Origin of the sequence: Sphingomonas soli NBRC 100801 (assembly GCF_001591025.1) — a bacterium.
Taxonomy (GTDB): domain Bacteria; phylum Pseudomonadota; class Alphaproteobacteria; order Sphingomonadales; family Sphingomonadaceae; genus Sphingomonas; species Sphingomonas soli.
On the sequence record NZ_BCTZ01000004.1, the window covers coordinates 88,718 to 108,647 of the forward strand.

The 19,930-nt window shown below is 65.4% G+C and carries 18 protein-coding genes and 1 tRNA gene; 11 read left to right on the plus strand and 8 right to left on the minus strand.

What is annotated here, in order from left to right; all coding sequences use genetic code 11:
• Positions 1 to 81: 81 nt before the first annotated feature.
• Positions 82 to 624: a hypothetical protein gene (locus SSO01S_RS03940; RefSeq protein ID WP_066795479.1), complete on the plus strand. Its 543-nt coding sequence runs from the start codon at positions 82 to 84 to the stop codon at positions 622 to 624.
• A gap of 210 nt (positions 625 to 834) precedes the next feature.
• Here the strand turns inward: SSO01S_RS03940 and SSO01S_RS03945 are convergent.
• Positions 835 to 924, minus strand: a tRNA-Ser gene (locus SSO01S_RS03945).
• A gap of 106 nt (positions 925 to 1,030) precedes the next feature.
• Here SSO01S_RS03945 and SSO01S_RS03950 point away from each other — a divergent pair.
• From SSO01S_RS03950 to SSO01S_RS17510, 10 genes are all read left to right on the plus strand, one after another.
• The gene (locus tag SSO01S_RS03950) at positions 1,031 to 2,077 is read left to right on the plus strand and encodes a lytic murein transglycosylase (protein WP_066795482.1); all 1,047 of its coding nucleotides are present in this window, start codon (positions 1,031 to 1,033) and stop codon (positions 2,075 to 2,077) included.
• 36 nt (positions 2,078 to 2,113) lie between these two features.
• Positions 2,114 to 3,181 (plus strand): SPOR domain-containing protein, encoded by a 1,068-nt coding sequence (locus SSO01S_RS03955; RefSeq protein WP_066795483.1) that lies wholly within the window; start codon positions 2,114 to 2,116, stop codon positions 3,179 to 3,181.
• Positions 3,182 to 3,195: 14 nt separating this feature from the next.
• On the plus strand, positions 3,196 to 4,362 hold the full coding sequence (locus tag SSO01S_RS03960) for a D-alanyl-D-alanine carboxypeptidase family protein (protein ID WP_066795485.1): 1,167 nt from the start codon (positions 3,196 to 3,198) through the stop codon (positions 4,360 to 4,362).
• Positions 4,363 to 4,456: 94 nt separating this feature from the next.
• Complete coding sequence (locus SSO01S_RS03965) at positions 4,457 to 5,437, plus strand: DNA polymerase III delta subunit-related protein (RefSeq protein WP_066795487.1); 981 nt, start codon at positions 4,457 to 4,459, stop codon at positions 5,435 to 5,437.
• A gap of 54 nt (positions 5,438 to 5,491) precedes the next feature.
• Positions 5,492 to 6,982: a methionine--tRNA ligase gene (gene metG, locus SSO01S_RS03970; RefSeq protein ID WP_066795491.1), complete on the plus strand. Its 1,491-nt coding sequence runs from the start codon at positions 5,492 to 5,494 to the stop codon at positions 6,980 to 6,982.
• Between the two features lie 118 nt (positions 6,983 to 7,100).
• Positions 7,101 to 7,913 carry a TatD family hydrolase gene (locus SSO01S_RS03975; protein WP_066795494.1) on the plus strand — a complete coding sequence of 271 codons (813 nt, stop codon included), beginning with the start codon at positions 7,101 to 7,103 and terminating at the stop codon, positions 7,911 to 7,913.
• Positions 7,914 to 7,971: 58 nt separating this feature from the next.
• Complete coding sequence (locus SSO01S_RS03980; protein ID WP_066795496.1) at positions 7,972 to 8,739, plus strand: MBL fold metallo-hydrolase; 768 nt, start codon at positions 7,972 to 7,974, stop codon at positions 8,737 to 8,739.
• Positions 8,736 to 9,437: a retropepsin-like aspartic protease family protein gene (locus tag SSO01S_RS03985; RefSeq protein ID WP_245646568.1), complete on the plus strand. Its 702-nt coding sequence runs from the start codon at positions 8,736 to 8,738 to the stop codon at positions 9,435 to 9,437. Before SSO01S_RS03980 ends, SSO01S_RS03985 begins: the two co-directional genes overlap by 4 nt.
• Before the next feature lie 57 nt (positions 9,438 to 9,494).
• Complete coding sequence (gene mazG, locus SSO01S_RS03990) at positions 9,495 to 10,247, plus strand: nucleoside triphosphate pyrophosphohydrolase (RefSeq protein ID WP_066795499.1); 753 nt, start codon at positions 9,495 to 9,497, stop codon at positions 10,245 to 10,247.
• A gap of 111 nt (positions 10,248 to 10,358) precedes the next feature.
• Positions 10,359 to 10,577, plus strand: coding sequence for a hypothetical protein (locus tag SSO01S_RS17510; protein WP_157073631.1), 219 nt, complete (start codon positions 10,359 to 10,361; stop codon positions 10,575 to 10,577).
• A gap of 181 nt (positions 10,578 to 10,758) precedes the next feature.
• Here SSO01S_RS17510 and hflX read toward each other — a convergent pair whose 3' ends face one another.
• Genes hflX through dusB form a run of 7 tightly spaced genes read right to left on the minus strand, consistent with a single transcriptional unit; the run spans position 10,759 to position 19,885 of the window.
• A complete protein-coding gene (hflX, locus tag SSO01S_RS03995; RefSeq protein ID WP_066795502.1) occupies positions 10,759 to 12,051 on the minus strand; it encodes a GTPase HflX in 1,293 nt (430 codons plus the stop codon).
• 6 nt (positions 12,052 to 12,057) lie between these two features.
• Entirely contained in the window at positions 12,058 to 12,654 is a 597-nt protein-coding gene (gene hfq, locus SSO01S_RS04000) for an RNA chaperone Hfq (protein WP_083942832.1), read from the minus strand.
• Between the two features lie 32 nt (positions 12,655 to 12,686).
• Positions 12,687 to 14,066 carry a nitrogen assimilation response regulator NtrX gene (gene ntrX, locus SSO01S_RS04005; protein WP_066795508.1) on the minus strand — a complete coding sequence of 460 codons (1,380 nt, stop codon included), beginning with the start codon at positions 14,064 to 14,066 and terminating at the stop codon, positions 12,687 to 12,689.
• Positions 14,063 to 16,318, minus strand: a complete 2,256-nt coding sequence (locus SSO01S_RS04010; protein ID WP_066795510.1) for a sensor histidine kinase — start codon at positions 16,316 to 16,318, stop codon at positions 14,063 to 14,065. Before SSO01S_RS04010 ends, ntrX begins: the two co-directional genes overlap by 4 nt.
• 59 nt (positions 16,319 to 16,377) lie before the next feature.
• Positions 16,378 to 17,829 carry a nitrogen regulation protein NR(I) gene (ntrC, locus tag SSO01S_RS04015; RefSeq protein ID WP_066795512.1) on the minus strand — a complete coding sequence of 484 codons (1,452 nt, stop codon included), beginning with the start codon at positions 17,827 to 17,829 and terminating at the stop codon, positions 16,378 to 16,380.
• Positions 17,826 to 18,911: a two-component system sensor histidine kinase NtrB gene (locus SSO01S_RS04020; protein ID WP_066795513.1), complete on the minus strand. Its 1,086-nt coding sequence runs from the start codon at positions 18,909 to 18,911 to the stop codon at positions 17,826 to 17,828. The genes ntrC and SSO01S_RS04020 overlap by 4 nt, the downstream gene beginning before the upstream one ends.
• Positions 18,887 to 19,885, minus strand: a complete 999-nt coding sequence (gene dusB, locus SSO01S_RS04025; protein ID WP_066795515.1) for a tRNA dihydrouridine synthase DusB — start codon at positions 19,883 to 19,885, stop codon at positions 18,887 to 18,889. Before dusB ends, SSO01S_RS04020 begins: the two co-directional genes overlap by 25 nt.
• Positions 19,886 to 19,930 lie beyond the last annotated feature (45 nt).

Sequence of the window (19,930 nt, forward strand, 5' to 3'; positions counted from 1 at the left end):
CGCGGCGACTCGAACGCCGCAGCATTGCGTTAACCATTTTTCCGGCGCACCGTCTTCAGCTTCACGGTTGGGGGGCGGTGAATGTTCAAGGGGCTGCTTTTCTGTCTGCTCGCGTGCAGCGCCGCCATTCCTGCGACGGCGGGGGGCAAGAAGGCGAAGCAGCCGTCTCCCACGGATCTTTCCGCGCCGATCCTGCCGGTATCGCTGGATTTTCTGAACAATGACAGCGCGCTGACGCTCCGCGGCGACGTCGCGATCCGGTTCGCCGGAGGTCCGGCGCCCTCGCTCGCGCTCATCGATTTCGAGAATCGGATGGTGGAGCGTTTCGCGATCACCCCACCGCCGGAGCCCATAGCGCCCGCCACCTCGCTTTACGCCGCTGCCCACGTGCCGTCGTTCGACGCCTGGCGCGTGACCGGTGCGAAGGAACAGGTGACTTCGGGCGCCAACGGTTTGTTCGCGGTGCGCGATTTGCTGTCGGAACACCGCCGCCCGCGCGTCCACCGCCCCACCGCGCTCAGCGCCTCGCTGGTGCTGCGCCTCGATGGCCGCAGCGAAAGCGCGCCCCTCAGCATTGGCGGAGGCGGGGTCGCCGCAGCCTTGTGGCGCATGATGCCGCAATAGCCGTAAGGCATAGCCGCAGCAGTTCGACACCACAGCATCCGCATGCAGCCCGAACCTATACGTGGACCGAGTACGCCATCGACAAAGACCTATGGCGGAGAGGGTGGGATTCGAACCCCCGCGCGCAGGCCGGCAGGCCGGAGCGCCAACAAAGCACCGTGGGTGTGCGACACCGCCGGTGAGATCGGCACGCTTATCAACGAAAAGCTATGGCGGAGAGGGTGGGATTCGAACCCACGGTGAGCTTGCACCCACGGCGGTTTTCAAGACCGCTGCCTTAAACCACTCGGCCAACTCTCCGCGCAGTCGCCAGCTAACGCGGTCTGCGGTCATGTGCCAGAAAATGTTGATGAATGGCCGTAAATGGGGATTCACGCGCCCGCCTCGCTGTGGCACTGTCGCCGGAATGAGGGGTTGGCGTAACTTTTCGAGCTGGGGTCTGGCGCTGGCGGCGGCGGTTGTCGTGGCGTCGCCTGCTGCGGGTCCTGCGGTGGCGCAGGATGAGCAGGGCTTCCAGGCATATCTGCAGCAGCTTGGCCGCCAGGCGGTGGCGGAGGGTGTCAGCCAGTGGACGGTCGATTCGGTGCTGCCCGGCCTCACCTACAATCCGCGCGTGGTCGAGCTGGATCGCCAGCAGCCCGAAAGCCGGCCCAACGCGCCGATTCCGGCCTTCGAGCCCTATCGCCGCACCCATGTCGACGCCGCGCGAATCACGCGCGGGCGCGAAGCCTATCAGCGCCAGCGCTGGCGGCTGGAGAAGATCGAGCGCGAGACCGGCGTGCCCGAATCGATCATGGTCGCGATCTGGGGGCATGAAACCAATTACGGGCGCGTGATGGGCAATTTCGATCTGCCCCGCGCGCTCGCCAGCCTGGCCTATGAAGGGCGGCGGCGCGCGCTTTTCTCCGGGGAATTCATCGCCACGCTCAAGATGATCGATCGCGGCGTCCCGCGCGAGAAGCTGGTGGGAAGTTGGGCAGGGGCCTTTGGCGGCCCGCAATTCCTGCCTTCGGTCTATCTGCGGCTCGCGCGCGATGGCGATGGCGATGGCATGGCCGATATCTGGACGAGCGAGGCGGATACGCTGACCTCGATCGCCAATTACTTCACCAATGCCGGCTGGCGTCCGGGGCAGCCCTGGGGCTTTGCGGTAAGCGTGCCGGCCTCGCTCGATCGCTCGACGATCCGCGCGCGCACCACCAGCCCGCGCTGCCCCCGCGTTCATGAGCGGCACAGCCAGTGGAAGACGATGGCCGAATGGCGCGCGCTGGGTGTCGTCCCCACCAACCGCGCCTGGCCGGCCGACAATATTCAGGCCAGCCTGCTCGAGCCCGATGGCCCCGGCAAGACGGCCTATCTGCTTACCGGCAATTACCGCGTGATCCTCGATTACAACTGCTCGAACTTTTACGCGCTCTCGGTCGGGCTGCTGGCGGACGAGGTAGAGCGCTAAACGCGGCCTTTACGCTTTTCCCGCTAAGCTCTTCCCATGATCTGGAAGACTAGCCTCGTTGCTGCCCTCAGCCTGACCCTTGCCGCTTGCGGCGGAGGCCGGAGCTATGCCGATTACGGCGCCGAAACCGCCGGCGGACAAGGTTCGCTCGCAGCGCAAAGCTGGGGAGGGGGAGCGCAGCGCGATCCCTATGCCCGCGCCGATGCAGCGCCCGCACCGCGCGGCAACATGGTCCAGCCGCAATATCGCAACGATGGCGCACCCGGCGCGGCCTATGCTGCGCCCGGCGATTCCCGGCAGCCGCAACAGGCTTATTATACGCCACCGCAGCGCGCACCCGAGCCGATGCCACAGGATTATTCCGATCCCGCTGCCGGCGCGGAAGGGCCCAGCGGCTCCTCGCGTTCGGGCGAGAAGCGCTATGACGAAGTCGGCTATGCAGGCATCCGCCCGGTTTCGGGCGGCGGCGCTGCTGACGGCGCCGTGGTCGCGGTCCACCGCTCGCTACCGGTCAACAGCTTTGCAGAGGTCACTGCGCTCGACAGCGGCAAGACCATATTGGTGCTGATCACGGGAACGATGGAGCCCGGCGCGGATCACCCGATGGACCTGTCCGCAGGTGCCGCGCGCCAGCTCGGTGACGATGGCCCGCGCTCCATTCCCGTCCGCGTCCGCGCAGTCGTCCCGACCCCATCCGATCAGGCCGCGCTCAACCAGGGCCGTCCCGCCGAATCGCGTCCCGATACGCCGCCGGTGCTGCTGAACGCGCTGCGCAAGCATCTGCCCGCCGACGGATTCGCCGCAGCGCCGCCACCCCAGCCCAGCTACGGCCAGCCCAGCCACGGCCAGCCCAGCTATGCGCAGCCTTCGCGCACGGTAACGACCACGCGCACGCCCGTTGGCGCCGGCCTCGTCGTTCAGGTCGCCGCACTTTCGAACGCCAGAAACGCGCAATCGCTTGCCCAAAGCCTTGGAGGCTTCGTAAAGCCGGGTGGCGGACTCTATCGCGTCCAGCTTGGCCCCTTCGCGACGCGTGGAGAGGCGGAGGCGGCGCGCAGACGGGCCGCTGGTGCGGGCTATGGAGATGCTCGCGTCATCAATTGAATGGACGGAGCCCCATGAAGAAGCTGATCGCTGCATCGATTCTCGCACTGGCCATTGCGGCCGTACCGACGAACGCGGCGAATCCGCCTTACGATACGCCCGCTCCGATCGCCTATATGGAGGATCTGTCCTCCGGCGCGGTGCTCTATGCCAAGGACGCGGACCGTCGCATCCCGCCCGCTTCGATGGCGAAGATGATGACGGTCTATGTCGCCTTCGATCTGATCAAGCAGGGCAAGCTCAAGCTCGACGACAAGTTTACGGTGCAGCCGGAAACCTGGCGCAAATGGCATGGGCCGCAGGCGGGCTCGACCATGTTCCTGGAGACGGGTGAGCAGGTCAGCGTGCAGGATCTGCTCTACGGCGTCGTGACGCTCTCGGGTAACGATGCCTGCGTCGTGCTGGCCGAAGGCATTGCGGGCACCGAGCCTGCCTTTGCGAACCTCATGAACCAGCAGGCGAAGAAGCTCGGCCTCACCAACAGCCAGTTCGGCAATTCCAATGGCTGGCCGGATGAGGGCCGCACCTATGTGACCGCGCGCGATCTCGCCAAGCTGGCGCGCGCGACGATCGAGGAGCATCCCCAGCTCTACAAGCAGTTCTACAGCCAGCATAACTACACCCGCACGCTGAGCACGGGCCAGGTCATCAAGCAGGACAATCGCGATCCGCTGCTCGGCAGGGTTGCGGGTGCGGACGGGCTCAAGACCGGCCATACCCAGGAGGCCGGTTATGGCTTCACCGGCTCGGCCGAGCAGAATGGCCGCCGCCTGATCATGGTCGTCGCCGGGCTCGGCTCCTATGGCGGCCGCGCCGAGGAATCGGTGAAGTTCATGAACTGGGGCTTCCGCGCCTGGTCACCGCATCCGATCGTGGGCAAGGGCAAGCCGGTCGGCGATGTCGAGGTTCAGGGCGGCGCATCGAGCAAGGTAGCCGTGGTTGCGCCGCGCGATCTCGCCGCGACCGTGCCGGCCGGCACCTCGCCCGAGATGCAGGGCCGCATCATCTATCAGGGGCCGGTCAAGGCGCCGATCAAGGCCGGTGACCATATCGCCGATCTCGTCATCGATTCGCCCGGCATGCCCCAGCAGACGCTGCCGCTGGTCGCAGCGGCCGATGTCGGCGAGGCCGGCTTCTTCCGCCGCGCCTGGCTGGGTCTCTGGTCGCTGTTCGGACTTTGACCGTCTCCCGGCGAAAGCCGGGATCTTTCGCCGCGAGCGCCCCCTTCCTGGACCGCAGCTTTCGCCGAGCCGACGGCTGCGATAGAGAAATGCCATGCTCCCCATCGGCAACGATTCCGCCCGCGAGGCGCTGGCCGCTGCGATGGCAAGCGGCACGCTGCATCACGCCTGGCTGATCGCGGGCCCGCAAGGGGTGGGGAAGGGGGCCTTCGCCCGTGCCGCGGCGCTCCGGATGCTCGCCGAAGCTGCCGAACCCGATGCGCTCCCGCCCGGATGGGCCGTGCCCGAATCGACCCGTACCGCGCACTACGCGGCATCGGGCGCGCATCCCGATTATCGCGAGCTGGTGCGGCTGCCCAAGGATCCTGACAAGCCGGACGAGGCGCTGGCCCGCTCGATCACCATCGCGCAGGTCCGCAGCCTTCAGGCGATGTTCTCCAACAAGCCGTCACTGTCCGAACGCCGCGTGATCGTGATCGACGCGATCGACGATCTCGAACGCGCCGGCGCGAACGCGCTGCTCAAGAGCCTGGAGGAGCCGCCCCGGGGGACGATCTTCCTGCTGATCAGCCATTCGCCGGGCCGCCTGCTGCCCACCATCCGCTCGCGCTGCCGCCTGTTGCGGTTCGAGGCGCTGGCACCCAGCCAGGTCGCGGGGATCGTCCGCGAGCATCTGCCCGATGCGAACCCGGCAGAGGTGGATGCGCTGGTCCGCGCGGGCCAGGGCTCGCCGGGGCGCGCGCTCGGCTTTGCCGGGCTCGATCTGGCGGCGCTGGAAGCCGAGATGAACGCGCTTGCCGCTACCGGCGATCCCGCGAACATCGTCCGTTCCCGGCTTGCCAAGCTGCTTGGCGCAAAGGCCGCACAGCCCCGCTATGAAGCGTTTCTGGACCGCGCGCCCACCTTCATCGCCGACCATGCGCGCGCACAGAGCGGGGAGGGGCTGCGCACCGCGCTGGACGCTTATGCCGCAGCCCGTGATCTCACCGCCAGCGCGCTGGGTCTGTCGCTCGATGCGAGCGCCACCGTGTTCGAAATGTCGGGCCTGATCGCCAGGCTGGCGCCCGGGCGCTAAGCCCTTTGCGGCGGGGCACTTTCGCACCCCGGCAATTCGCCCTAAAGGCCGCGCATGGCCGAACCCTATTACATCTCCACCGCGATCCATTACCCCAACGGGCGTCCGCATATCGGCCACGCCTATGAGATGATCGCCGCCGACGCGATCGCACGATTCCAGCGCGCGCAGGGCCGCGACGTCTTCTTCCAGACCGGCACCGACGAGCACGGGCTCAAGATGGTCAAGACCGCGCGCGACCGCGACATGACCGCGCGCGAACTCGCGGACAAAATGTCGTCCTATTTCAGCGAGATGGCGGACAAGCTCGATATTTCGTGCGATCGTTTCATACGAACCTCCGAGCCTGCGCACTACAAGGCGAGCCAGGCGATCTGGGAAGCGATGGCCGATGCCGGCGATCTCTATCTCGATCGCTATGAGGGCTGGTATTCGGTCCGCGACGAGGCCTTTTACGAGGAAAAGGAGCTGGTCGAGGGGGAGGGGGGCGAAAAGCTCTCGCCCCAGGGCACGCCGGTGGAATGGACTGCGGAGGAGACCTGGTTCTTCCGCCTTTCCAAATATCAGCAGCCTTTGCTCGATCTCTACAACAGCCAGCCCGATTTCATCCGCCCGGAATCGCGCCGCAACGAAGTCCTGCGCTTCGTGGAGGGCGGGCTGGTCGATCTGTCGGTCAGCCGCACCAGCTTCGATTGGGGCGTGCCGGTGCCCGGATCGCCCGGCCATGTCATGTATGTCTGGGTCGACGCACTCACCAATTACCTGACCGGCGCGGGCTATCCCGACGATGCCGGGCGGCTGGCGCGCTACTGGCCGGCCGACCTGCACCTGATCGGCAAGGATATCGTCCGCTTTCACGCCGTCTATTGGCCGGCATTCCTGATGTCGGCGAAGCTCGCGCTGCCGAAACAGGTGTTCGGCCATGGCTTCCTGCTCAATCGCGGGGAGAAGATGTCCAAATCGGTTGGCAACGTCGTCGATCCGATGGAATTGGCCGATCTCTACGGCAAGGACGCGCTGCGCTATTTCCTGCTCCGCGACGTCAGCTTCGGAAATGACGGCACGTTCAGCGACGAAGCGATCGTGACGCGCGCCAACGCCGATCTGTCGAACAGCTTCGGCAATCTTGCCCAGCGCGTCCTCGCCTTCATCGCCAAGAACCTCGGTGGCGTGGTAGAGGCGGGCAGGGCCGATCCCGCCGATGATGCGCTGCTCGCCGAGGTGGATGCCGCCTGCGCCGGCTTCGACAAGGCGTTCGCCGATCTGGCGCTCAGCCAGGGGATCGAGGCGTGGATGGCCGGCGTCTTCGCCTGCAACCAATATATCGACACCCAGGCCCCATGGGCGCTGCGCAAGACCGATCCCGAGCGGATGCACGCCGTGCTCGGCACCTTGCTCAACGCGATCCGCCGCCTTGCCATCACGATCCAGCCGGTCATCCCGTCCTCCGCCGCAAATCTGCTGGCCCAATTGGGAGAACAGGGCTCGAAGATCGCGCCGCCGACCCCCATCTTCCCACGGCTGGAGCTGAAGGAAGAGGCATGAGACCCGTCACACGCATTTCGTCATTCCCGCGAAAGCGGGAACCCAGGGTTGCTCTGCGGCGCCTTGCTTGGCTCTGGATCCCCGCTTTCGCGGGGATGACGGGGGAGCGCGAAGCCGCGTGAACCTCGCCGACAGCCATTGCCACCTGATCTACAAGGGCCTGGGCGAACAGCAGCCCGAAGTGCTGACGCGCGCCCGCGATGCCGGCGTGGTCGCGATGCTCAACATCTCGACCCGTGAGCGCGAATGGGACGAGGTTATCGCCGTCGCCGAGCGCGAGGCCGATGTCTGGGCCTCGGTCGGCATCCACCCGCATGAAGCGGACACGCACGAGCACGTCGATACCGCCAAGCTGGTCGCCCGCGCCGCGCATCCCCGCGTCGTCGGCATCGGCGAGAGCGGGCTGGATTATTATTACGATCATTCGGATCGAGATCGCCAGCGCGCCAGCTTCCGCGCCCACATCGCCGCCAGCCGCGAAACCGGCCTGCCGATCATCGTCCACACCCGCGATGCCGAGGAAGACACCGCCGAGATCCTGCGCGAAGAGATGGGGAAGGGCGGCTTTCCCGGCGTGATCCACTGCTTCACCGCCAGCGGCGCCTTTGCCGAAATCGCGCTCGATCTGGGCTTCTACATCTCGATCTCGGGCATCGTGACGTTCAAGAACGCGCGCGATCTTCAGGAAACCGCCGCGCGCCTTCCGCTCGATCGCCTGCTGATCGAAACCGACGCGCCGTTCCTTGCGCCCGTGCCCCATCGCGGCAAGACCGGCGAACCGGCTTTCGTGGCCGATACGTGCCGTTTCCTCGCAAATCTGCGCGGCCAGAGCGCCGAGGATCTGGCCGACGCCACCCGCGCGAATTTCCACAAGCTCTTCGCCAAGACGCTTTCCTCACCCGTCATCCCAGCGAAAGCTGGGATCGCGTGAGGCAAGCGCGGGGCAGCGCGGCACGAGACCCCGGCTTTCGCCGGGGTGACGATCGTCGATGAAAATCCGCATCCTCGGCTCTGGCACCTCCTCGGGCGTCCCCCGCATCGGCAATGATTGGGGGGCCTGCGATCCCGCGAACCCCCGTAACCGCCGCACCCGCGCATCGATGCTGGTTTCCACCGCAACCACGCGCATCCTGATCGATACCAGCCCCGATATGCGCGAGCAGCTTCTGGCGGCAGACATCAGCGATTTCGACGCGGTGATCTGGACGCACGATCATGCCGATCATTGCCACGGCCTGGATGACCTGCGCCAGGTGATGCACGCGCGCGGCGGCGAGCCGGTGCGCGGGCTCGCCAGAAATTTCGCGCGCGAACAGCTCCAGCTCCGCTTCGCTTATGCGTTTCACGGCCGCCCCAATTATCGCGCGACGATCGCGCTGGAGCCGCTGCCGGACCGGATCCAGATCGGCGACATCCATGTCACCGTGGAGGACCAGCCGCACGGCGGCATCTCATCCGCCGGACTTCGCTTTGATAGTAACGATAAATCAATAGGTTATGCTACAGATTTCAACCGAATGACGAAGGATATGCGCAAGCTCTATGCGGGGCTTGATCTGTGGGTGGTCGATGCGCTGCGCCGGGCACCGCATCCGACGCATCCCAATCTGGATTCGGTGCTCGAATGGGCAGGGGAACTGGCCCCGCGCCATACTGTGCTGGTTCATATGGACAACAGCATGGATTATGCCGAACTTGCCGCCACGCTCCCTCGGGGCGTCGAGCCGGGCTATGACGGCATGGAGATAGAGGCGTGAACGACGATCTGCTCAGCGGCATCCTGCTCGTCGGCGTGCTGGTGCTTGCGGCGCGAGCAATGCTCACGCGGCGCGCGTCTTTCGCCACGGTGCTCGGCAGCCTGTTTTCCTGGGCGGCGATCGGGCTCGTCCTGTTCATGGGCTATAATCACCGGCAGGAGATCGACGGCTTCTTCGCGCGCATTGGCGGCTATGAGGAGCAGCGTGCCGAAGGCGGCACCGTTCGCATTCGAAAGGCCCGCGATGGCCATTTCTGGGCGAATGTGAAGCTCAACGGCATGGATCGCCGCATGCTGATCGACAGCGGCGCTACCGTGATCGCGCTCTCGACCGCTACGGCCAAGGCCGCCGGGATCGAACCCCGCAAAGGCCCGCCGGTGTTGATCGAGACGGCAAACGGTACGGTCGAGGCGGGTATCGGCAAGCTTGAGAAGCTCGAGATCGGGCCGTTGCGCGCCGAAGATCTCGAAGTCACGATCTCCGACAATCTTGGCGAGGTAGAGCTTCTCGGCATGAATTTTCTGTCACGGCTCAAATCGTGGCGGGTTCAGGGTGATGAGCTGATCCTGGAGCCAGACGGTGCCACCGGGCCGATCGAAGCGGCGCCCGAGCAAGATGTGGAGCCGCCGACGCGCGCCGCGAACGGTGAGAGACCCACAAGCCGGACCGCGCTGAAAGCCACCGCCACACAGGATTGAATTTTACATAATGTATATTATCATTCCAAACGGTGCGGCTTTGGCGGGGGGCCTTGCATGAGCATGGATGCGATGCAGCGCCTCGTTGGCATCATGGAGCGCCTGCGCGATCCCAGGACCGGCTGCGAATGGGATTCGGTCCAGACGTTCGAGACGATCGCGCCCTATACGATCGAGGAAGCCTATGAGGTCGCCGATGCGATCCAGCGCGGCGATATGGCCGATCTCAAGGATGAGCTTGGCGATCTGCTGCTCCAGGTGATCTTCCACAGCCGAATGGCCGAGGAAGCCGGCCATTTCGCGCTCCCCGACGTTGCCAGCGCGATCAGCGACAAGATGGAGCGCCGCCACCCGCACATCTTCCTGGGCCAGGCCGAGGGCGGCCATCATCTCTGGGAACAAATCAAGGCCGCAGAGCGGGGGAGCAGAGGGGAGCAAGGCGCGCTGGACGGCGTCGCGATCGGCCTCCCCGCCCTCCTCCGCGCCGAAAAGCTGCAGAAACGCGCCGCCCGCACCGGCTTCGACTGGCCCGACGCCAGCGGCGCCCGCGCCAAGGTCGATGAGGAGCTGGCGGAAGTCGAAGCCGCTGAGACGCCGGAGCATCGCGAGGAAGAGATTGGCGATCTGCTGTTCGCCGTGGTCAACTGGGCCCGCAAGCTGGGCGTCGACCCCGAAGCGGCACTGCGCGTCGCCAACGCCAAGTTCGAACGCCGCTTCAAGGCGATGGAGGCCGAGGCCGGCGATGCGTTCGTCGGCCTCGATCTGGAGGCAAAGGAAGCACTTTGGGTGAAGGCGAAGAAAACCACCTGACCCCTCGATCGCCCCCCACACCCGTCACCCCACCCCGTCACCCCAGCGAAAGCTGGGGTCTCAGGCGAAGGCCCACCGCAGGAGCCCCAAGAGATGCCAGCTTCCGCTGGCATGACGGCCAACGGCACCACCCCGCGCCACCCCACCCACCCGTCACCCCAGCGAAAGCTGGGGTCTCAAGCAAAGGCCACCGCACAAGCCGCAAGGGATGCCACCGATCATCCCCTGCGCGGCGGCATGTTCGATCTGATGGTGTTCAAGCTGCACGCGCAAACGGCGCTTCTCATACCAACCGCAAGGTCTCTGAAACGGCGCGAACGAACGCATTGAAATGTAGGATTTCAAATGCTTGGATCCGCTGTCCGACTCGTCGGCGCCGCTCTTTGACACGCTGAATCACCCGATTTGAACATCGCTAGGCCGCCCCCATGGGCAGCGCGAACATTGGGAACATTCGGCTCCGGAAAACCTGCGCGTTGGTGTCACCTTTGTGTCACCTTCCGCGCCGCTGTCAGCCGCTCCGCATCCCGAATCGCTCATAATCCCGCGGCGCCATCCGCACTTCATACACCGCCTGGTCCCCTTCGACCCGCTGTTCGATGACGTCGCCATGCTGGTGGAGCCATGCGGCCCCCGCCCCGTCGCCCGCATCGAGCGTGATCGTGTAGCGCCGATGGCCTTCGGTAAGCCGCGCCGCGACGGTTTCGACGAGCAGGGCCACGCCCTCCCCCGTCCATGCCGACAGCGCGACCACGTCCTCGCGCTTCGTCGCTTCGGCCAGCACTTCGGCGCGGCGATCGTCGTCGAGCAAGTCGAGCTTGTTCCATGCCTCGAAGCGCGGCGTTTCCGGCGACACGCCGATTTCGCCCAATACCTTCTCGACATCGGCCCGCTGCGCTTCGCTGTCCGGGTGGGCGATATCACGCACATGGATCAGCAGATCGGCTGAAATGACTTCTTCGAGCGTCGCCTTGAATGCCGCGACGAGCTGCGTCGGCAGCTCGGAGACGAAGCCCACCGTGTCGGAGAGGATCGCCTTGTCGATGCCGGGCAATGAAATCTGCCGCAGTGTGGGGTCGAGCGTCGCGAAGAGCAAATTCTCCGCCATGACGTCAGCGCCGGTCAGGCGATTGAAAAGTGTAGATTTCCCCGCGTTGGTATAGCCGACCAGCGCGATCACCGGCCAGGGCGCACGCTGCCGGCGCTCGCGATGGAGCCCGCGGGTGCGGCTCACCTGATCGAGCTCCTTGCGCAGCCGCGCCATCCGGTCGCGGATCAGGCGGCGATCGGCCTCGATCTGGGTCTCGCCGGGGCCACCTAGAAAGCCGAAGCCGCCGCGCTGACGCTCAAGGTGCGTCCAGCTGCGCACCAGCCGCCCCGCCTGATAATCGAGATGGGCGAGCTCGACCTGGAGCCGCCCCTCGGCGGTCCGGGCGCGCTCGCCGAAGATTTCGAGGATCAGCCCGGTGCGGTCGATCACCTTGCAGCCGAGCCCGGTTTCCAGATTGCGCTGCTGCACCGGGGTGAGCGACGCGTCGAAGACCGCGACTTCCAGTTCCTGGTCGCGCACGCTTTCGGCCAGTGCCTCCACCTGCCCCGAGCCGATCAGCGTTCCCGGCTTGGGCTGGCGCAGGCGGAACGCGATCTTTTCGACCACCTCCAGCCCGATCGCCAGTGCAAGGCCAGCGGTCTCCTCAAGGCGCGCCTCCGGGTCGCGCGAAGAGCCGCCAGTGTCCGGATAGACAATGACGGCCTTCGCGCCGCGCGAGAACTCGCTGGCGTCGCGATCGAACCCGGTGCTCATGGGAGCTTAATCGTCGTCGGCCTCGTTCGTTTCCTCGGCCAGGTTCAGCGGATGCGCCGGCTGGATCGTGGAAACCGCATGCTTGTAAACGAGCTGCGCCATGCCCTCGCGCTGGAGCAGCATGCAGAAGAGGTCGAACGCCGCGATCTGCCCCTGCAGCATCACGCCATTGACCAGGAACATGGTCACGCTTTCCTGCTGCTTGCGCACGGCGTTGAGGAAAATTTCCTGCAAAACCGGGTTCTTGGACTGATGTTCTCCAAGCTGATCGAGGAACTGCGTCAGGTCCATCGGGCCCGCGGGCATGATAGTGGAGATCGCATGCTTGTAGATCAGCTGCGACTGGCCATCGCGACGCAGCAGCACGGAGAAATTATCGAACCAGGTAACGATCCCCTGGAGCTTCACGCCCTTGACGAGGAACATGGTGACCGGCGTTTTCGACCGGCGGAGTGAATTGAGGAAGAGGTCCTGCAGCGAAGTCTGCTTATCGGCCATGTTTCCGCATTCCCTTGTATTCTTGGCGGGATTTTTCCCGCAGAGCGCCGTTTCCCGGCGTCGGAGCGCAGGCCGTGCCGGCCTGCTCGCCCCTAATCTAGGGATTCATCCGCCCGTGTCCAGCGCGGGGGCCTACGCTATTCGTCGCGGCTCTCGCTGATCCCCAGCAGCTTGAGCTTACGGTGCAACGCCGAGCGCTCCATGCCGATGAAGCTCGCCGTGCGCGAGATATTGCCCGAAAAGCGCCGGATCTGGACCTTCAGATACTCGCGCTCGAAGCTTTCGCGCGCTTCCTTCAGCGGCGCGCCCATGATGGCGCTCGATCCCATGCCCCCGCCGGTGTCGCTCGGCTTCCCCAGCACCTCGGCCGGCAACAGGTCGAGTTCGATGCGGCCGATGCGATCCCCCGGAGCCAGGATCACGGTGCGCTCGACGATGTTGCGAAGCTGGCGGACGTTGCCCGGCCATTCATAGCTTTGCAGCGCCACCATCGCGTCCGGTGCCACCTCGGGCGTGGGCACCCGGCGGCCGCTGGCATAGTGCGCCACGAAATGCTCGATCAGCACGGGGATGTCCTCGCGGCGCTCGGTCAGCGGCGGGATTGCAACCGGCACCACGTTGAGCCGGTAATACAGGTCCTCGCGGAACCGCCCTTCCGCGATCTCGGTCTGGAGGTCCCGCGCGGTGGCCGAGACGACCCGGACGTCGACCTTGACCACCCGGGTGCCGCCGACGCGGCTGAAGCTCTGGTCCGTCAGCACGCGCAGGATGCGGCCCTGCGTCGCCAGCGGCATGTCGGCGATCTCGTCGAGGAAGAGCGTGCCGCCATGCGCCTGTTCAAGCAGGCCCGGGCGAATAAGGTCTCCCCCTTCCTCCACGCCGAACAGTTCTTCTTCCACGCGCTCGGGCTGCATCCGTGCGCAGCTGACGATTATGAACGGGCCGGCGGCGCGCTGGCTCCAGCCGTGCAGGAGCCGCGCCGCGACTTCCTTGCCCACGCCAGCGCCGCCACTGATCAGCACCCGACTGCCGGTTGAGGCAACGCGCTTCAGTGTGGCGCGAACCCCGTTGATCGCGCCCGACGTCCCGGTCAAATCCTCCTCGCGGCCCACCGATGCGCGCAGCGAGGCAACCTCCTGCCTCAGCCGTTCGGTCTCGGTCGCGCGCTCGACCATGAGCAGCAGGCGTTCGGCTTCGAAAGGCTTTTCGATGAAGTCCGCCGCGCCGCGCCGGATCGCCGCCACGGCGGTGTCGAGATTACCGTGGCCCGAGATCACCAGCACCGGGATCGAAGCGTCGCGTCGTTTGATCTCGTCCAGCAGCTCGAGTCCGTCGAGCTTCGATCCTTGCAGCCAGACATCGAGCAGCACCAGGCTCGGCCGCCGCTCGGCAATCGCCTCCAGCGCAGCGTCGCTGTCGCCAGCGCCGCGCGTGGCATAGCCTTCGTCCTCCAGGACACCGGCTACCAATTCGCGGATGTCGCGCTCATCGTCGACGACCAGGATATCAAGGCTCATGACTTGGCTTTTCCAGTACGCGTTAGAACAGGCGGACGCGGCTCGGTGCTATCGTCGTCGCCCCCGATTTCCGCCATATTGGCGAGCAGATCCGTATCGAAGCAGATCGTCACGCAGGTCCCGCCGCCCGGCCGATCAGAGAAGGCGATGGTGCCGAAATGCTCCTCGACGATCTTCTTGACGATCGCGAGGCCCAGTCCCGTGCCGCCGGTCCGCGTCGTCATATAGGGTTCGACGATCCGGTTCCGTTCGACCGGAAGGCCCACGCCATTGTCCGCGACCGTCAGCAGCACCCGATGATCGCTGCCGCGTTCGATGGTGAGGTGTACCTCGCCTTGAGGCAGGGCCTCCCCTTCCCCGCGTCCCTCGATCGCTTCCACCGCGTTCTTGACGACATTGGTCAGCGCTTGGCCGATCTGGCGGCGGTCGCAGATGATCGTCGGGGCCGGACCGGGCGCTTCGAGCTCGAAATGGATCGTCGGATGGGCGACCTCATGGAGGAACATCGCCTGCCGCGCGATATCGAGCAGCGATTCCTGGCGGAACAAGGGCTTGGGCATCCGCGCGAAGGACGAGAATTCGTCCACCATCCGCCGCAGATCGCCGACCTGCCGCACGATCGTACCCGTCAGCCTGGCGAAGGTACCGTCGTCATTCTCGATCTTCTTGCCATAGCGGCGCTGGAGCCGTTCGGCGGCGAGCTGGATGGGGGTGAGGGGATTTTTAATCTCGTGGGCGATGCGGCGCGCAACGTCAGACCAGGCCGCGCGGCGCTGGTCATTTAGCTGCTGGGTGATGTCGTCGAACGTCAGCACCTGCCCCGCTTCGTCGCGCGTGATCTTGACCGCGAGGGTTAGCGCCTCGCCACCGGTGGTGATCTGCAGCACGCCCTCGCGATCATCGCCATCCAGCATGGCATCGAGCTCGGGCGCGATCTGCTTGAGAGGCCGCCCAGCCGGATCCTCGTCGCCCTGCCGCAGCAGCGCGCGTGCCGGCGCGTTGATCAGGCGCACACTGCGATCGGCGGCGATCGAGATAACGCCGGCGGACACGCCCGACATCACCGCCTCGATCAGCGCGCGGCGGCTTTCGAGCTGGGCGTTGGCCGTCACCAACTCGGTACGCTGATCCTCGAGCCGGCCGGTCATGCTGTTGAACGCCCGGGCCAGCGTGCCGATCTCGTCCTGCGCCCTCGGTTCGGGCACGCGCACCGCAAGGTCGCCGCCCGCAACGTCCCGCGCCGCGCCCACCAGTTCGCTGATCGGCCGCACCAGCCGGTCCGCAACCGTGATCGCGACCCACACCGCTGCGGCGACGATCAGGAGCGACAATAGAAGCAGCGCCCCATTGAACTGCAACTGAAGCGAACGCGACCGCTGCACCAGCGCGCGATAATCGGCCAGCACAAGCTGCGCTCGCCTCGTCTGCGAGCTCATCTCGCCAACGTCGGAGAGCCGGCCGGTATAGACGTACAGATTATCGGCGCCGGGAATGCGGGCAATGGCGCGAATACGATCGCCCGAGGCCCCGGTCGATGCCTGATCGTCCTTGATCTGGGCGATCAGCTTGGGATCGATTTCCTTGGCAAGGTCGCGCTCATACGGATTGACCAAGGCGACCGTATCGATCGCTCCCGCCGGGGTGACCGTGAAGATCACCGCTTCGCTGAGGCTGCGATAATAGACCTGCCGCGCGAAGAACTGGGTGAAATCGAGGCTGTCGATCGGCGCCTCCCGCAGACCGGCGCCAAGATCGCCCGCCATCGCGGTCGTGTGCTTGCCGACTTCGCCGAGGAGCTGCTGATACGAGGATTGCGCCAGCGATTGCGCGTTCTCGAGCATCCCGCGCGCACGATCGGAAAACCAGAATTCGACGCCATATTGGAAGAGCAGCGACGAGACGAGCGTGACCAGCAGCACCGGCACCGCCGCCAGCACCGAGAAGATCGCGACGAGCCGAACGTGCAGTCCGCTGCCGCCGCCCATGCCCGCGCTCGCCGAGCGCTTCCGCGCGATGTGCCGTCCGATCAGGACGAGCAGCGCGACGCCGGGCATAAGGTTGGCGATCAGCAACAACGCAACGACCGGCGGGGTCAGCAGGCGTTGCGAATCGCCTTCACCGGTGATCGTGAAATAGGTGACCGCTGCGAACGTGACCGCCAGCGCGATCACTCCGATCCACACCGCCGACGTTACGCCGATCCGCCGCCGGGGCGGGGCGCGTTCAGCAATCGGCTCGGAAACGGCGCTCATTCATCCTTAGCTAGCCGAAGATTGTGGCTGAAAGAACACACAAAATCGGTAAGCTGTCGCTAATCGGCACCATCAGGACGATTTCCGCTCGCATCGATGCCCAAGGTATCGAGCCGCTTGCGCAAAGTGTTGCGATTTATCCCCAGTGCGCGCGCGGCGCGGAGCTGGTTGTGATGATGCCGCGCAAGCATCGCTTCGATCAGCGGACGTTCGACCTCGCCGATGATCCGGTCATAGAGACTGCCATCGTCCAGCGAACGGGGCTCTTCGATCGCGATTCGCTCAAGCCGCGCGCGCACCGCTGCTTCGATGCCTGCATCGCCGGGTGCGACGCTGCCCTGGCTGGCCTCGCCCAGCGCCCGCCGAATCCCGTCTGCATCGATCCATTCGTCGCGGCTGAGGACGGCGATGCGGCGCATCAGGTTTTCAAGCTCGCGAACATTGCCCGGCCAGTCATAGGTTTCGAGCACGGCGACCGCCGATGCATCGAGCTGCTTGCGCGGCAACCCATCCTCGGCGGCGCGATCGAGGAAATGCCGGGCAAGGAGCGGCACGTCCTGACGCCGCTCGCGCAAGGACGGCAGCGACACGGGAACGACGTTCAACCGATAGAACAGATCCTCGCGGAACTGGCCCGACTGCACGAGCGCAGCCAGATCCTTGTTGGTCGCTGCGACGATACGGACGTCGGCGCGGATTGTGCGCGCACCGCCCACCGTTGTGAATTCCCCCGATTGAAGCACGCGCAGCAGCCGCGTCTGCGCATCCATCGGCATGTCGCCGATTTCGTCGAGGAAGAGCGTTCCGCCCGCCGCCTGCTCGAACCGGCCGGCAACGCGCGCCGCCGCTCCGGTGAACGCGCCCCGCTCATGGCCGAACAATTCGGCCTCGATCAGTTCGCGCGGGATGGCGGCCATATTGAGCGCGACGAAAGGCGCGCGTCGGCGCGGCCCGAGATCGTGGATAGCCTTGGCGACCAGTTCCTTGCCCGTCCCGCTTTCGCCCATGATCAGCACGGTCAGGTCGTTCGAAACCACGCGCGCGATCACGCGATAGACTTCCTGCATCGCCGGTGACCGCCCGATCAGGGTCGTCGTCCCCGCCCCCACCTCCACATCCGGAGCATCAAGCGGCCCGCGCCGCCCCTTTGCGATCGCCCCGCAGACCGCCTGGCTTAGCACGTCCAGATCGAAGGGCTTGGGAAGATAGTCGAACGCACCAACTTCGGTCGCGCGGACCGCCGTCGCCAGCGTGTTCTGCGCCGAGAAGACGATCACGGGCAGCGAAGGATGCTCCGCCGTCAGCGACGCTACCAAATCCAACCCGTTACCATCGGGAAGCACGACATCGGTCACCAGCACATCGGGGCGGCCGTTCGCCAGCAGGCGCCTCAGATCGCCGATGCTCGCCGCAGTCGTAACCGTGTGGCCTTCGCGCTTCAGCGCGGCGGCCACCACGGTGCGGATCGCCGCATCGTCATCGACCACGAGGACATTTCCGGGCGCGCTCATACTGCCCTCGGCATCAGGATACGGAACACAGTCACTTCAGGATCACGTTCGCGCGCATATTGGATAATCCCCCCTTGATCCCGCACAAGCTTATCAACCAGCGGCAGGCCCAGCCCCTTCCCCTCCGGCTTGCCGGAGACGAAGGGCTCGAACAGATGCTCGGCAATGTCCGCCGGCGCACCGGGGCCATTGTCGATCACAAGGATCTCGATCGGCAGCGGCTGGCGCGGGCGACCGGGGGCCGTGCTGATCGACATGCCGTGGCGATAGGCGGTGGACAGCGTAATTCGAGGCTGGGCAAGCCCGGCAAGCGCCTCGGCGGCGTTCTTGAGCAAATTGAGCAGCACCTGCTGAAACGCGTCGGGATCGATCATCACCGGGGGCAAGGAGGGATCGAAGCGCTCCTCGATCACCATGCCACGCGCAAAGCCCGCAAGCGCAACCTTTCGCGCGTGATCGAGCAGCGGATAGACGTTGGTTGCCTGGAGCTTGAGCGGGCGCGTGTCGGTGAAATCTTCCATCCGGTCGATCAGCGAGACGATGCGATCAACTTCGGTGGTGATGAGTCCGGTGAGTTCGCGATCCTCTCCGGCGCTGGCGAGCAGTTGCGCGGCACCGCGGATGCCGGAAAGCGGATTCTTGATCTCGTGCGCGAGCATGGCCGCAGCGCCAACGGCAGCGCGTGCTCCGGCGCTGCGATCGGTCACGCGGCGCGCTTGCGGCGCGTGGTGCAGGGTCAGAATACGCCAGCCCGGACGATCCGCGATCATACTCTCGACGAAATCGACGCGGATACGCGGCCCGCGCACCGCCTCTATCTCGATATCGAAGGCGGCGAAGCCATGACCATCACGGCGATCGGCATAATCCTCCGGCGGCAGCAGCACCGCGTCATAAGGCTGGCCGATCATCGCGCTTTCGCTGTGGTTCAGCATGGATTCGCAGGCCGGATTGGCATGCGCGATGCGCCCGTCCGGATCGATCACCAATACTCCGACAGGCAAGGCCCCGAACAATTCGGCGAAGCCCGGCCCTTCCTTAGCCTGCGGACCGGCCCTCAGGCCGCTTCGCGGGAGCGCCATGGTGCGTAGAATTCGTCGAGCATCTCCAGCACCCTTTTCGGATCGGAGATCTTGTTGACGTTGTTGCGGAACTCGGCCGAGCCATGGATGCCCTTGGTGTACCAGCCGATATGCTTGCGCATCATGTTGACGCCGACTTCGTCGCCATAATGATTCAAGGTGTCGAGGTAATGCTCCAGGATCACGCGATATTGCTCTTCGAGTGAAGGATCCGGGCGCTCTTCCTTGCCGGCCAGCGCGTCCATCACCTGGCGCAGCACCCAGGGCTTTCCATAGGCGCCACGTCCGATCATGACGCCATCGGCACCGGATTGCTCCAGCGCGTTGCGCGCGTCTTCGACGGTACAGATGTCGCCATTTGCGATGACGGGCAGCGAGACCGCCTCTTTGACCTTGCGGATGAAGCGCCAGTCCGCCGTGCCCTTATACATCTGATTGCGCGTGCGGCCGTGCACTGTGATCATCTTGGCACCGAGATCCTCGGCGATGCGAGCAAGCTCGGGCGCGTTGAGACTGTCATGGCACCAGCCCATCCGCATCTTTACCGTGACCGGCACACTAACCGCCTTCACGCAAGCTTCGATGAGCGCGGCGGCGAGCTTGAGATCGCGCATCAGCGCCGAGCCGGCATCGCCGCTCGTCACCTTGCGGACCGGGCATCCCATGTTGATGTCGACGATCGCCGCGCCGCGCTCTTCGCTCAGCTTTGCGGCCTCGGCCATCTCATGCGGGGTGCAGCCGACAAGCTGCATCGACACCGGATCCTCGATCGGATCCCATGCGAATTTCTGGATCGATTGACGCGTCTCGCGGATCGCCGCCTGGCTGGCGACCATCTCGGTAACATTCAAGCCGGAGCCGAATTTCCGCACGACCCGGCGAAAGGGCAGATCGGTAACCCCGGTCATCGGCGCGAGCAGCACCGGCTGGTCGATCCGCACAGGACCGATCTGGATAGGGGCAAGTTCCGTCATGATCTGCCTGAAAAATAGGCACTAGCGCCGGGTTGCGCAACCGGC

Excerpts from the sequence above, each read along its gene's own strand:
- SSO01S_RS03940 (WP_066795479.1), top strand. The coding sequence starts at position 82 with ATGTTCAAGGGGCTGCTTTTCTGTCTGCTCGCGTGCAGCGCCGCCATT.
- SSO01S_RS03950 (WP_066795482.1), top strand. The coding sequence starts at position 1,031 with ATGAGGGGTTGGCGTAACTTTTCGAGCTGGGGTCTGGCGCTGGCGGCG.
- SSO01S_RS03955 (WP_066795483.1), top strand. The coding sequence starts at position 2,114 with ATGATCTGGAAGACTAGCCTCGTTGCTGCCCTCAGCCTGACCCTTGCC.
- SSO01S_RS03960 (WP_066795485.1), top strand. The coding sequence starts at position 3,196 with ATGAAGAAGCTGATCGCTGCATCGATTCTCGCACTGGCCATTGCGGCC.
- SSO01S_RS03965 (WP_066795487.1), top strand. The coding sequence starts at position 4,457 with ATGCTCCCCATCGGCAACGATTCCGCCCGCGAGGCGCTGGCCGCTGCG.
- metG (WP_066795491.1), top strand. The coding sequence starts at position 5,492 with ATGGCCGAACCCTATTACATCTCCACCGCGATCCATTACCCCAACGGG.
- SSO01S_RS03980 (WP_066795496.1), top strand. The coding sequence starts at position 7,972 with ATGAAAATCCGCATCCTCGGCTCTGGCACCTCCTCGGGCGTCCCCCGC.
- mazG (WP_066795499.1), top strand. The coding sequence starts at position 9,495 with ATGAGCATGGATGCGATGCAGCGCCTCGTTGGCATCATGGAGCGCCTG.
- SSO01S_RS17510 (WP_157073631.1), top strand. The coding sequence starts at position 10,359 with ATGACGGCCAACGGCACCACCCCGCGCCACCCCACCCACCCGTCACCC.
- hflX (WP_066795502.1), bottom strand. The coding sequence starts at position 12,051 with ATGAGCACCGGGTTCGATCGCGACGCCAGCGAGTTCTCGCGCGGCGCG.
- ntrX (WP_066795508.1), bottom strand. The coding sequence starts at position 14,066 with ATGAGCCTTGATATCCTGGTCGTCGACGATGAGCGCGACATCCGCGAA.
- SSO01S_RS04010 (WP_066795510.1), bottom strand. The coding sequence starts at position 16,318 with ATGAGCGCCGTTTCCGAGCCGATTGCTGAACGCGCCCCGCCCCGGCGG.
- ntrC (WP_066795512.1), bottom strand. The coding sequence starts at position 17,829 with ATGAGCGCGCCCGGAAATGTCCTCGTGGTCGATGACGATGCGGCGATC.
- SSO01S_RS04020 (WP_066795513.1), bottom strand. The coding sequence starts at position 18,911 with ATGGCGCTCCCGCGAAGCGGCCTGAGGGCCGGTCCGCAGGCTAAGGAA.
- dusB (WP_066795515.1), bottom strand. The coding sequence starts at position 19,885 with ATGACGGAACTTGCCCCTATCCAGATCGGTCCTGTGCGGATCGACCAG.